The sequence below is a fragment of the Desulfobacter sp. genome (genome assembly GCF_050177295.1).
Window position 1 is genome coordinate 1 of sequence record NZ_JBFXHE010000051.1, and the last position, 13,159, is coordinate 13,159.

The following is a 13,159-nucleotide window of genomic DNA, read 5'->3' on the forward strand; positions in this document are numbered from 1 at the left end:
AAGTGAGTCAGGTCCCAATGGTCCAAGCAACAGCCGAAAAAAGATCCGGCGCTGCTGACGCCCCGCTCAAAGATGTGTCAGGTTTTGACCGTAGCGGCATTGCCGGTGTGAGTCAGGGACTGATGGCCATGCTTGACCGGGTGCGTAAGGTTGCACGCTCTGATTCCTCGGTGCTTATCACAGGAGAAAGTGGTACAGGCAAGGAACTTATTGCCCGGGCCATCCATAAGAATTCAACAAGAAAAGACGGCCCCATGGTGGTGATCAATTGCGGGGCCATTCCCAGCGAGCTTCTCGAAAGTGAGTTGTTCGGCCATGAGAAAGGTGCATTTACCGGTGCCCACCGGGCAAGGATCGGGCGTTTTGAAATTGCCGATAAAGGCACGATTTTTTTGGATGAAATCGGTGACATGAGTCCTGATCTCCAGGTCAAACTTTTGCGTGCCTTGCAGGAAAGACGGTTCGAGCGGGTGGGCGGCTCCCAGACCATCGCGGTGGATATCAGGGTTATTTCCGCCACCAACAAAAACCTGACCGCCGCCATAGCGGATAACGAATTCAGGGAAGACCTGTATTACCGCCTTAATGTGATTCCCATCAACATCCTGCCCCTGCGGGAACGCCCTGAAGATATCATGCCCCTTGTGGCCCATTTCCAGTCCGGTCTTGCACGGCGCAGTACCGAATACAGGCCCAAGGTATTTCCTGATGCGGTAAAACAGGTGCTTGCGTCCTACGAATGGCCTGGAAATATCCGGGAGCTGGAAAACCTGGTGGAACGGCTGTCAGTCCTTGTGGAAGAGGAGATCGTCAGTATAGCTGATCTGCCGGGATGTATGATCTGTGCCGGCCCGGATGTCACCCCGGTCAGTGTGGCCGGCGTGTTCCGGAATAACATTGGTTTTAATGAGGCCGTGGAAGCCTATCAAAAATCTTTAATTACCCATGCCTTGAATGAAACCGGATGGGTAAAAGCCAAGGCCGCCGAAATGTTGAAAATGAACCGGACCACCCTGGTTGAGAAGATAAAAAAGATGGATATTGAACCGGAAGATGACATGCCGGTTTTTTGACACCTGCCGCCGGAAATCCCCTCTCCCTGCCCAGACCCGACTTGTAAACTCATTTGCCGGATATGCTTTTTAAAGGCTATTCAATATGAAATGATTCACAATTATGAGTATGGCATATTACTTGCTTTTTAGTTCTCCAACCGTGAACCCTTTGGGATATACATATGTCATGAGAGAATTAATCCCCGCATACCTGAAAGTTTTATCAGCTGTCTGGGCTGCATTTTTCTGCGTGTTTATTCCGGCAGGGTCGGCCATGGCCGGATACCCCGTTGTCAAAGCAATCCAGGTCAAGGACAATCCCTTTTCTGTTAGGGTTAATATGACCGGAAAAGCCCCTGTAAAAGTTATTCGTGTCGGAGAACGGGAAGTCCTGGTGGCCATTAAGAATGCAAGCCTTGCCAAAGGGCTTGTCATTGGCGGAAAGGATAATCCGAACCTTGAATCCGTCCATGTGGATATCCTTGAAGGCAACGTGGTCGCCCTGATGGTGACGGGCAAGCACGCCAGTGAAGAAAACATTAAACCCGTTTTCAATGCGTCCAACAATCAATTAACTGTGGTTTTAAATAAAGCCGTGAAAGCGCCTGCTCCCGCCCCCAAACGTGTTCCCGTGACCCAGGTGGCGGCTGTTCGGAAACCGTCAACTCCGGCTGTCTCCAAACCCGGAAAACCGCCACTGGCTCCGGCAACTGACCCCAGGGAAAAGCAAACCGTTGCAGATGATCCGAATGACCCTGCAGTGCAAGTGGCCGCTTTCCGGCCCAAAGCTGAGCCGGCCCCGGATTCTGTCAAAAAAAAGGATACCGGTCGGACTAAAGCCAATGAAAAAATAAAGGAACCCCCGCTTTATACGCCCCCAAAGCGTCAGGCCAGTCGTTTTAAAGGGGATATCAGTGATATGTATCGGGGTGAAGACCCCTTGCAGGACTGTCAGGCCAATGCGGTTGAAAATGCGATGATTCTGGTTAAAAAACAGTTGTACAAAGAAGCTGGCGCGATTCTTGAGCAGTACTTATTTGAGAAAAATTCCTTTTGCCTGGAACAGGTCTACTATTTAAAGGCCTATGTCAATTTTATGGGTGTTGAGAACGATGACCCGGCAGGACTTTTGGCTGCAGAGCGAATGTTTCAGGATGCCATGGTTGCCTATCCTAAATCCCTATATATTCCCTTTGCCTATGCAGCCATGGGACTGATCCATACCCGTTTGCACAACAGCGCAACGGCCGAAGGGTATTTTGATATTGTCAGCAAGGACTTTCCGGACTATTCCGGTATGCCCGAGGTGGAGTATCATCTGGCTGAAATTTATAATGGCAGAGGGTATACTGACAAGGCGTTGAACCTGTATAAAAAGGTGTTTGAGTCAAAAATAAGCAACGACTATATACCCGATGCAGGGCTGGGTTATGGTAAGGCATTGTTTGAAAACCTGCGGTATTATGACGCGTTGAGCGTTCTTAATTATGTCATAAAAAATGATGTGAAAAAGGTTTATGATTCTGCTGATCTGCTCAAATACACGGCAGATGCCAATTTTGAATTGGGCTTAAGTCAAGGTGCCCGGGAGAATTATATCCGGCTGTTGAATCTTTTTCCCGATATCAAAGCACCGGACATGGCGTTAAGCAAGGTCGGCGATGCCTACGGAATGGAGAATCAGGAAGAAAAGGCGATCAAGTTGTACGAACTGGTCCGGGAAAAATATCCGGACTCTCCGGGATATATCAATGCCTCCATTGGGATTGCCAGGTATTTAAAGACAGATGCTGAAAAGATTAAGATTTACGAAATGATCAAGACCCGGTTTCCTGAAAATACCTATGCCCGGATCGCCATGATGCGCCTGGCTGAAATCTACCAGCAGAACGGTGAGTATGATAAGTGCATCCAGGAAATTGAGGACCTGTTGTCCACCCATCCCAGGGGGTTGCGCTACGAGGCGGTTAAGTTAATGCAGAAAGCCTACGAGGCACTGTTCAAAGAACAGTTGAAGGCAGATGAATATACCTCTATATTAACAAGATATGAAAAAGAACAGTTCAAGTTAAAAAAAATGGGGGGCCGGCTGATTCCCTTTTATGTGGGCAGTGCCTATTTGAAAGCCGATCTGTATGAAGAGGCGTTTAATCAATTGATTTCCGCTTATAAACTTTATAAAAGGGAAGAGCGGCCGGCTTTACTGCTGTTTGGGCTGGGTAAGGCCATGGATGAATCCGGCAGGGATGATGATGCTTTAAAACTATTGGATGCCTTTGCAAAGAGGTTTCCAAAGGATAAAAACCGGGTGGAGGCCCTGACCCGGGTCGGGCAGATTTATCTGGAAAAGGGCAGTTTTTCAAAGGCAGATAATGCGTTTGCCTCGGCGTATACGGCGGGGCGGGACGCTCTGGATAAGGGGCGGATACTCATGCTTCGCGCCAGTGTCTACCAGAGAAAATCAGACCTGAAGACAGCGTCCGGACTCCAGGCCCGTGCGGTGAAAGCGTTTGCCGCATCTCCAGGCGGAAATTACGAGTTACTGGCAGGCGCTTACAAAACTTTGGGTTCATCTTACCTGGAAATGAAATCCTATGGGCAGGCAGCCGATGCCTTTGCCAAAGCCCTTGATTTTTCAGAAGGTGACCGGGATAAGGCCAATATCGGTTTTCTGTTGGGGGACGCCTACCAGAAAGGTAATGTGCTGGATAAGGCGAAAAAGACCTTTGAGCAGGTGGCGCAGTCTTACGACTCGGTCTGGGCCCGGCTTGCCCGGCAGCGGCTGAGCACTATGGGGCTGGCGGAAAAAATGATAAATTCATAAGGACCCTTTGGCAACGTGCCTGGACAAAAATTATTTCTCATAATTGAAAACCCCAAAGAGCGAATGATCTATACCGATCTGTTCAAAGGAATGGGTTTTCTGGTTGATGCTGTGCCCGAAGGCTCGGGTGCGCTCAATTACCTGCTGTCCCAAAAACCTGAGGTGGTTGTGGCCGACGATGGTACACCGGGGTTCTCTACTTTGGATTTTCTTAAACAGGCGGCGGATTCAGACACCGGGGTGCCAAAGACCATTATCCTTACCTCGGATCCTGTGGTGGATTATGCTGTCAGTCTGATACAGCACGGTGCCATGGATTATCTGATCAAGCCGGTTGACCCAAGGCAGCTTGAACTCAGCGTTAAAAAATCTTTGGCCACAGCCATTGCGCCGTTGCCCTCTGAAAAGGAAAAAACAGTTAAGCATAAAGCGGTGCAGATTGTTACTAAAGACCCCAAAATGGAGAATTTGCTCAAGCTTGCCGCCCGGGTGGCGGATTCGTCGGCATCGGTGCTCATCCAGGGGGAGAGCGGCACCGGCAAGGAACTGCTTGCAAAGTTTCTGCATGAGAAAAGCGCCCGCTGTAATCAGTCCTTTATCGCCATCAACTGCGCGGCCCTGCCGGAAAATCTTCTGGAAAGCGAATTGTTCGGCCATGAAAAAGGTGCTTTTACCGGTGCATTGGCAAGGAAAGCCGGCAAGTTTGAACTGGCTGACAAGGGGACCCTGTTTCTGGACGAGATTACGGAGATGCAGTATCATTTGCAGTCCAAACTGCTCCGGGTACTTCAGGAAAAGGTGGTAGACCGGGTGGGGGGAACCCAGCCCGTGGGTGTGGATGTCCGGGTGATTGCCACCACCAACCGGGATGCCAAATCAGCCGTGGAGAACCATGCGTTCAGGGAAGATCTGTTTTACAGGCTTAATACCATTCCTCTGATTATTCCCCCGTTGCGGGAGCGCAGCCAGGACATTCGGCCCTTATGCGACTTTTTCATAAAAAAATACTGCAGGATTGACGCAAGATCTGTCAAAGGATTGACAGATCAGGCACTTTCCGTACTCCATAACCATTCCTTTCCCGGCAATGTCCGGGAACTTGAAAATGTTATTCATCGTGCTGTCCTTATTTCTGAGACCGATATGATCACCCCTTCGGATCTGCTCATGGACGATGGCGAAGAAACAGCCTTTTCTGAAGACACAGGTGCAGAATCCTTTGCTGATGAGGACTTTTCTGCAGGGTCCCTCAAAGAGATGGAACATAGAATGATTTTCAGAACACTGGATCAGACCGAGGGAAACCGGACCCATGCGGCAAAAATTCTTGGAATCAGTGTCAGAACCCTTCGCAATAAACTGAACGAATATAAAGAACCTTTCTGATTGTTCCTGCTGTTTGTTATTTCAGGCATGTAATTTGCTTTTTCGTTTATGATGTTGATATTCCGGCGCGCTTGTCCGGATATTTAATCCAGATATCCAATCTGGATATCTGGATTAAATACCACCTGCGGCTGACCTGGAAGCGTTAATTGAAAAAACGGAGATCAAAATGGCTGATTCAAGAATTTTCGGGCACACATACGAGATGATCGGAAAAAGTATGGACATCTCAACCCGGCGTCATAACCTGATAGCAGGCAACATCGCCAATATGGATACCATCGGGTATACGCCCAGCGATATAGATTTTCAAAGTGCGCTCAAACGGGCCATGGCCGGACCTGAACCTGATTATCTGGAAAAAACCAATGAAAAACATTTGCCCGGCAATATTGAAGGGTCTGCCGGTCAGATTAAGGGTATGGAGAGCGAAGATGTGGACATCTATCACCTGGATTCGGTGAACATTGATACGGAAATGATGAATCTGATGGAGAACAATGTGAAATTCAGATCTACGGCCGAGATGCTGTTGCGTAAAATGACCATACTCAACTATGCCATTGATGAGGGAGGGAAATAATCCATGGATTTAATGAATGCAGCAAAAATCAGCGGCACGGCCCTTGCGGCCCATCGTATGAAACTTAATGTGATTGCTGAAAACCTGGCCAATGTGGATACCACCAGAAGTGAAGACGGCGGACCCTATCGTAGAAAAATGGTGGTATTTAAAGGCGATAATATCGACTCCTTTGAAAGTGTGGTGCAAAAAAAAATTCGAAAAGAGCAATCCGGCGAGATTGAATTATCTGCCATTGAGTTTGAGGATGAGAAAAAGCCGGATAACGGTACGGGTGTCAGGGTAGATCAGATTGTCAGGTCCCAGGAGGATTTTCACCTGGTGTACAACCCTGCCCATCCCGATGCAGATCCGGACACAGGATATGTGAAGATGCCCAATGTGGACCATTTAACTGAAATTTCAGACATGATGGTGGCCCGTCGAAGCTATGAGGCCAGCGTTACGGCGCTTTCCACCACAAAAGATATGGTCTCCAAAGCCCTTGAGATTGGTAAGTGATTTTTTAGGAAAAGGATTGGATAAATGGATGAGATAAATGCAGCAGTCCCCGGCAAACTTTCTTTGTACCGGGAATCTGTGGCGGACCGGGTAGCCAAGCGACGCCCCGAATTCATGGAACGTCTGGAATCAGCCATCCTGGAGGTTAATAATAATCAGCATGTGGCAGATGATTCTGTTGAGGCTGTCATTGAAGGCAATCTTGGTATCCATGAAGGCATGATGGCCTTAAGCCGTGCCTCCACCTCCCTTAAAGTACTGGCACAGGTCCGGAACAAGGCCATGAGTGCCTATGAAGAAATCATGCGTATGCAGGTATAACCCCTTGCAGAGCAGGAGCCGCGTAAATGAATCCCGTAATTAAAAAAATCATTACCATGTTCAAAGAGATGAGCATGGTCCGTAAAGTCCTTCTGGGCGGACTGGTTCTAGTGGTGGTGGCAGGGTTTATCACCATGTTTTTCTGGGCTAACAAAACCTCTTATAAAGTCGCATATTCAGGGTTGAGCCAGGAAGATGCGGCTGCTGTGGTGGACATATTAAAATCCGCCAAGACGCCCTATCGTCTGACCGGTGACGGGACCACTATTCTGGTGCCGGAAGCCATGGTGTATGATGTCCGGCTGACCATGGCCAAGGAAGGTATTCCCAAAGGCAGCGGGGTTGGATACGAGATTTTTGATAAAAGCGACTTCGGTACCACCGAGTTTGTTCAGAAAATTAATAAAAAGCGGGCGCTTCAGGGGGAGCTGGCACGCACCATTACCGCATTTGAGGCTGTTAAGGATGCCAAGGTCATGATTGTACTGCCCAAGGAGTCGGTTTTCGTGGAGGAGACCAAACAGCCTTCGGCATCCATTTTGCTGGAACTGGTTGCTGATCTCAAGAAAGACGAAGTGGCTGCCATTGCACATCTGGTGGCTTCTTCAGTTCAGGATCTGACCCCGAAACTGGTCACCATTGTGGATACTGCGGGCCGGATTCTGTTTGAGGGAAAATCCGAAGAAGAGCAGGCCCGTATTGATGCAGAAAATCTGGCAGATGCCCAGTATCAGTATAAGGTGCGGTTTGAAGAGAATTTGACGCACAGAATTGAGACCATGCTTGAGCGCATCGTGGGCACGGACAAAGCCATTGTCCGGGTTACCTCGGAAATGGATTTTTCCAAAAACAGCATGAATGAAGAAATTTATGATCCGTTTGAGCGGGGCGGGGAATTTATCCGCAGCCGGAAAAACAAAGCTGAAAAGGTGGTTCAGCTTAATGAAGAGATCGGTATTCCGTCATCTGTCAACCCCATCACCGATGAAGACCAGACCGGCAATAAAGACCGGGAGCGGATCAATAAGAGTGATGATACAGTTAATTACGAAATCAGCCGACGGGTCAGGGAGACCCAGAAACCCATGGCTGAGCTCACAAGGCTTTCAGTCGCAGCCGTGATTGACGGTAAATATGAGTTCCAGGCAGATGGCAAGGGCGACACCAAACGGGTGTATATGCCCAGGTCTGCCGAGGAGATGAAGCAATTTCAAAGTATTGTCAGCAGGGCCATGGGATATAATGAGGAACGCAACGACCAGATTTCCATGGAGTGCTTCCCCTTTGCCTCCATCGGCGACATGCAGGGAACCCAGGAAGAACTTACAGGCTGGCGCATGGTCCAGAAGGAATACGGACGTCTCATTGCCAATTTACTGCTGGTATTTGTATTGTTTTTGTTCGTCATCCGGCCTATCATAAAAACCGTTCGCGACATCAAGGTTACGGTGGAACAGGAGGCCCTGCCCTCACCGGAAGAACTTGCCCTGCTTGAGGGAGAGGATAAGGAACCTGGCTTTATTGAGATGAATGCGGATCAGCAGCGTGAATTCTTTGAGATGATGACCGAAGAGCAGAAGGAAGAGTTCATTGCGAAAATGACCGTAGCAGAGCGGAACGCATACCTGGCCAACATGAGTGACCAGGAAAAGGCCCGGTATTATGCGGAAAAAGATCCGTCAAAGGCTGTGAATATCATCAAGGGATGGCTCGGTGAAGTAGAGGAGGAAGAGGAGGAGTAATTCCATGCCAAAAGCAATTGATCCGGAAAATCTAAACGGTTGTCAAAAGGCTGCAGTATTTCTCATGTACATGGGAGAAGAATATACAACCCAGGTGTTTTTAAAAATGAAGGAACAGGAGATTGCTGACATTGCCTTTGAAATGTCCAAGGTTGACCAGATTACACCAGCCATGCTCAAGGTTGTGTGCGCTGATTTCAATGTCAAATTTGAGGGTGAGTCTAAAATAGTTGTTGAAGGGGACTCCTTTATTAAGAATGTCGTAACCAGAACGCTAAATGACAAGGACGCCAAAGCCATTCTGGACGACCTGGAAAAGAAGAAACAGGACAAGCCTTTTATCTGGAGCCGGAATGTGAATGTGAACACGTTGTCTACATATATTGAAGGTGAACATCCCCAGACCATAGCGATGATCCTGGCCCATATGCCTGCAGAAATTTCTTCGGAAATCATGATGAATTTGCCGGACGAACTTAAAGGCGATATTGCCATGAGGATTGCCCGTCTGGGTCAGATTTCCGAGGATGTTGTCCGTGATGTAGACAAGGCCCTGAAATATGAACTCAGCGGTGCTGTGGGCCCCGGAGGCAAAGCAGGCGGCTTGGAAGTCCTGGTGGATATCATTAATGGTGTGGATAAATCCACCGAAGATGCGGTTATGGAATATGTTGAGGAAGATGATGCAGACATGGCCAATGAGATCCGCAAACTCATGTTTGTATTTGAGGATTTGACCAACGTTGATGATACGGCCATGAGAGAAATTCTCAAGAAGGTTGAAGGCCAGCAACTCACCTACGCATTGAAGACCGCAACCGAAGAGATGAAGGCCAAGATTTTTGCCAACCTGTCCCAGCGGGCAGGTGAAATGCTTAAAGACGATCTGGATGCCATGGGTCCTGTCCGCCTGGCAGAGGTTGAAGAAGCCCAGCAGGCCGTGGTCAGGGCTGCCAAAGAGCTTGAGGCCGACGGCACCATAACCCTGGGTAAAGGAAAGGATGATATCCTTGTCTGATCAAGCAGAACATAAAGACGTGCGGTCATCTTTGGCGGATGATGGATTCAAGCCCATAGATGTGGGTTCCCTTGACAGTTTTGATAACGAGGTGTCACTTAAAAGGCCGGATACCCGGCCTGATTTTGACCGGTTTAAGCTTTTGTTTGATCCCTTGGACGTTCAAAAGGAGGAAGGCGGGTTTGAGGCCCTTTATAAAGTGACCAAACAACTTAAAGAGGAATTGTTCGAGCCTTTGATTCAGGGTGCGGATGTGGTTGCGGATAAACCCGGTACAAAAAAAAATGTCTCTGGGCCTTTGGCGGAAGAGGATGTTCAGAATGCGGATGCGCCGGAACAGGGACCCACGCCGGAAGAACAGGGCTTTGCCAAAGGGTATGAACAAGGTCTGGCCAAGGGCCTTGAAAAAGGGCGGGCCGACGGCCATGCCAAGGGTTATGCAGAGGGGCTGGAAAAAGGCCGGATACAAGGATTTAAACAGGGAGAGACCGACGGGCTTGCCAAAGGTACGGCCGACGGTTTTGAAAAGGGCCTGGAACAGGGGCGTGATGCCGGAAAACAGGAGATTGTCCAGGAAATGGCGCAGGTTCTGGAGCCTTTCCGGCAGGCATTGGAAACTGCGGATCAAATGCTGGAAAGCATGCTGGCACGATACGAAATTCAGCTGGTGGAACTTGTCTGCCAGATTGCCGGAAAAGTGGTGATGGCCAAACTTGATTCAGACGATGCTGTGATCAAGGACACAATTCTGGACGCGTTGTCCCAGCTTGCCTCCCCGGAGGAAATTACACTGAGTGTGGCCGAAGAAGACTATGAATATGTGGAGATGATTAAAGAGACCTTTTTTGAGTCTGTACGCTCCCTGGCGCATATTACAGTCAATACGGACGCCATGATTCCCAAAGGGGGGTGTCGCATTGAAAGTGCCGGTGCCACCATTGCCACAGATCCAGAATCCAAACTTAAGGCGGTTTACGATGCCATTGCCCAGGCAAAGACCCAGGTTAAGGTATGATGAACGATTTTTTTGAAAAAGTGGATTTCAGCGTTTATGCCAGGGCTGTGGAAAATGTTCGGACCGTGACGCCCGAAGGCCGGGTGTCACAGGTGATCGGGCTGATTGTCGAAGGGGACAGCTTAGGCCTTGGCGTGGGCGGTGTGTGCCGCATTATCAATAACCGTGGGAAGGCCGTGATGGCCGAAGTGGTGGGATTCCGGAAAGAAAAAGCGCTGTTCATGCCCTTTGGTGAAATTCGGGGAATCAGCATGGGAAGCCGGATTGTGCCGGTGGCATCTTCCCCCATGGTGCCGGTGGGCGATGACATGCTTGGGCGTGTGTTGGACGGCATGGGAAATCCCATTGACAATAAGGGGCCCATTTCAGGTTCAACTTCCTATTATCTGTATGGAAAGCCCCTGGGACCTTTGCAGCGGAAAATGATCAAAGAGCCCCTTGATGTCGGCATCGGGGCCATTAATTCCATGATTACCCTGGGCCGGGGACAGCGGGTGGCCATCATGGCCGGCTCCGGCGTGGGAAAAAGTGTGCTCATGGGCATGATGACCAAACATACTGCTGCGGATGTGGTGGTGATCGGGCTGATTGGGGAGCGGGGCCGGGAGGTCAAGGATTTTGTGGAGGAGACCCTGGGAGAAGAGGGGCTCAAGCGGGCTGTCCTCGTGGCGGCCACATCGGATTCCCCGCCGTTGACCCGTATGCGGGGCGCATATCTGGCCACCACTATTGCCGAATACTTCAGGGATCAGGGAAAGGATGTGCTGCTCATGCTGGATTCCATTACCCGGTTTGCCATGTCCTCCAGGGATGTGGGCTTGGCTGCCGGTGAGCCACCGACCACCAGAGGATATACCCCCTCATTTTTTGTCCAGATTCCCATTCTTTTAGAACGTCCCGGCGCCCTTGAAAGCGGCGGCTCCATAACCGGAATTTACACGGTTCTGGTGGAAGGCGATGACATGAACGACCCGGTGGGGGATACGGTACGTTCCATAACTGACGGACATATTGTCTTATCCAGGGATTTTGCCAACCGCGGGCACTACCCGGCCATTGATGTCATGGCCAGTGTTTCCAGGGTAATGAGGGATGTCAGCAAACCCGACCACATGGCCATGCGGGACAAAGCCGTCAAGATCATGGCCGCATATCGAAATGCAGAGGACATGATCTCCATCGGTGCTTATGTGGACGGGTCAGACCCCAGTGTGGACCAGGCCAAGAAGCTGATGCCCGGCATCAACCAGATGCTGCGCCAGAACATTGGCAAGAAAATGGATATGTCGGCCAGTGTAGCCGGCTTGAAAAAGGCGCTGGAAATTAAGGGTGGGCCGTCTGAACCCAAAAAAGGATAGGCCTGATCCATGAAAAAATTTCAGTTCAGACTGCAAAGCCTTTTAAAGTACAAGCGCCATCTTGAGCAGCTTGCCAAGCAGGAAATGGCCCGGGCCGTGGCCGATGTCCTGGCCTGTGAACAGCGTATGACAGGGTTGCAAAATGACAAAATATCTGCGGCTGACCAGCTTGAATCCCTGGTGGAAAAAGGGATGGGTGCAGGCCAGTTCAATCGGTACAGACAGTTTATTACTGCACTTGACCAGATGATCATACTTGAACGTACCAGAAAAACCGAACTTGAAAAAATTCTGGGCGACAAGCGGGATGCGCTTAAACAAAGAACCATTGACAAGGAATCTCTGGAGCGGCTGCGGGAAAAACAGGCTCGGGAATATACCCATGAAATGATTCGGGAAGAGCAGAAGAGCCTGGATGAAATAGCATCCTTGAGAACAGCCAGGGAGGTGAACAATGAACGCGTTTAAACGCTGGATAGCCGGCTTTGGGGTCAGTCTGTTTTTGATAACGGCAGCCTTTGTTGGTGTTTCATATATACATTCGGGGCAGCCGGCACTGGTTTTGGCAGAAGACAAGGATCCGCAGACGAAAAAAGATAAACCGGAAAAGGCACCGGCTGAGGGTGAAAAAGCAGGAGGAGAGCAAGCTCCCTGTCCGGAATGCCCCGAGTGCCCCGATCCTGCCAAGGTCGTTCTTCAGGGCCTTGAAGATAAGAAACAAGCCGTGGCCGAGGCCAGTGAAAAACTGGCCAGGGAAAAAAAGGAACTGGAAACCTATGAAGCCCAGATTGATGAAAAACTGGCGTCTTTGACGGCCTTGAAAAAACAGATTGAAGAAGATATGGCCCGGCTTGAAAATAAGAAAACCGCCAAAGAAAGTGAAGAAGCTGCCGCATTTGAAGCAAAAATGAACCGGTTGGTGAAAATGTATGCCAGCATGAAACCCAAAGCGGCTGCGGAAATTGTCAATAAGATGGAACTTTCTGTTGCCTATGAAATATTTTTGAGAATGCGCGAGGTTTCCGCCTCTCAGATTCTGGCCTTTGTGGAGTACGAAAAGGCCGCAAAAATCAGCGAACGTCTGGCCTTTAAAAAACGCTGATTCGGATGGTTTCTTTATCAACCCGGCACCCAATGGGGCGGGGGCTGAAAAAGAAAAAAAGACCGGCCTACAAGACAAGTAGACGGGCTATTTTATTTTGATCATGTTAGTAAGGAGGAAAAAATGGGAAATATTCTGGTGGGACTGATTGTGGCAGCAGCCTTGTTTTATTTAATAAAAAGGATGATCAATGTTTTTAAAGGACAGTCCTCGTGCAGCTGTGAATGTGAAGGGTGTACGCCTTGCCCGCAGAA

General features: G+C 49.4%; 13 protein-coding genes. All 13 read left to right on the forward strand.

Features of this window, described 5'->3' with window-relative positions; genetic code table 11:
• The coding region (locus AB7U36_RS06155; protein WP_428158917.1) for a sigma-54 interaction domain-containing protein at nucleotides 1-1,073 on the forward strand (1,073 nt) is incomplete at its 5' end.
• 169 nt (nucleotides 1,074-1,242) lie between these two features.
• Nucleotides 1,243-3,879, forward strand: a complete 2,637-nt coding sequence (locus AB7U36_RS06160) for a tetratricopeptide repeat protein (protein WP_428158918.1) — start codon at nucleotides 1,243-1,245, stop codon at nucleotides 3,877-3,879.
• 15 nt (nucleotides 3,880-3,894) lie between these two features.
• Complete coding sequence (locus AB7U36_RS06165; RefSeq protein WP_428158919.1) at nucleotides 3,895-5,265, forward strand: sigma-54-dependent transcriptional regulator; 1,371 nt, start codon at nucleotides 3,895-3,897, stop codon at nucleotides 5,263-5,265.
• A gap of 169 nt (nucleotides 5,266-5,434) precedes the next feature.
• A complete protein-coding gene (gene flgB, locus AB7U36_RS06170; protein WP_035238325.1) occupies nucleotides 5,435-5,848 on the forward strand; it encodes a flagellar basal body rod protein FlgB in 414 nt (137 codons plus the stop codon).
• A gap of 3 nt (nucleotides 5,849-5,851) precedes the next feature.
• Nucleotides 5,852-6,349 carry a flagellar basal body rod protein FlgC gene (flgC, locus tag AB7U36_RS06175; protein ID WP_428158920.1) on the forward strand — a complete coding sequence of 166 codons (498 nt, stop codon included), beginning with the start codon at nucleotides 5,852-5,854 and terminating at the stop codon, nucleotides 6,347-6,349.
• A gap of 24 nt (nucleotides 6,350-6,373) precedes the next feature.
• Nucleotides 6,374-6,670 (forward strand): flagellar hook-basal body complex protein FliE, encoded by a 297-nt coding sequence (gene fliE / locus AB7U36_RS06180; RefSeq protein ID WP_428158921.1) that lies wholly within the window; start codon nucleotides 6,374-6,376, stop codon nucleotides 6,668-6,670.
• A 26-nt stretch (nucleotides 6,671-6,696) separates the two neighbouring features.
• Nucleotides 6,697-8,412, forward strand: a complete 1,716-nt coding sequence (fliF, locus tag AB7U36_RS06185; protein ID WP_428158922.1) for a flagellar basal-body MS-ring/collar protein FliF — start codon at nucleotides 6,697-6,699, stop codon at nucleotides 8,410-8,412.
• Nucleotides 8,413-8,416: 4 nt separating this feature from the next.
• Nucleotides 8,417-9,430 (forward strand): flagellar motor switch protein FliG, encoded by a 1,014-nt coding sequence (gene fliG / locus AB7U36_RS06190; RefSeq protein ID WP_428158923.1) that lies wholly within the window; start codon nucleotides 8,417-8,419, stop codon nucleotides 9,428-9,430.
• A complete protein-coding gene (locus AB7U36_RS06195) occupies nucleotides 9,414-10,445 on the forward strand; it encodes a FliH/SctL family protein (RefSeq protein ID WP_428158924.1) in 1,032 nt (343 codons plus the stop codon). The genes fliG and AB7U36_RS06195 overlap by 17 nt, the downstream gene beginning before the upstream one ends.
• Nucleotides 10,442-11,803 (forward strand): FliI/YscN family ATPase, encoded by a 1,362-nt coding sequence (locus tag AB7U36_RS06200; RefSeq protein ID WP_428158925.1) that lies wholly within the window; start codon nucleotides 10,442-10,444, stop codon nucleotides 11,801-11,803. Before AB7U36_RS06195 ends, AB7U36_RS06200 begins: the two co-directional genes overlap by 4 nt.
• 9 nt (nucleotides 11,804-11,812) lie before the next feature.
• The gene (fliJ, locus tag AB7U36_RS06205; protein WP_428158926.1) at nucleotides 11,813-12,271 is read left to right on the forward strand and encodes a flagellar export protein FliJ; all 459 of its coding nucleotides are present in this window, start codon (nucleotides 11,813-11,815) and stop codon (nucleotides 12,269-12,271) included.
• Nucleotides 12,258-12,905 carry a MotE family protein gene (locus AB7U36_RS06210; protein ID WP_428158927.1) on the forward strand — a complete coding sequence of 216 codons (648 nt, stop codon included), beginning with the start codon at nucleotides 12,258-12,260 and terminating at the stop codon, nucleotides 12,903-12,905. The genes fliJ and AB7U36_RS06210 overlap by 14 nt, the downstream gene beginning before the upstream one ends.
• Nucleotides 12,906-13,028: 123 nt before the next feature.
• The coding region (locus AB7U36_RS06215) for a FeoB-associated Cys-rich membrane protein (protein ID WP_428158933.1) at nucleotides 13,029-13,159 on the forward strand (131 nt) is incomplete at its 3' end.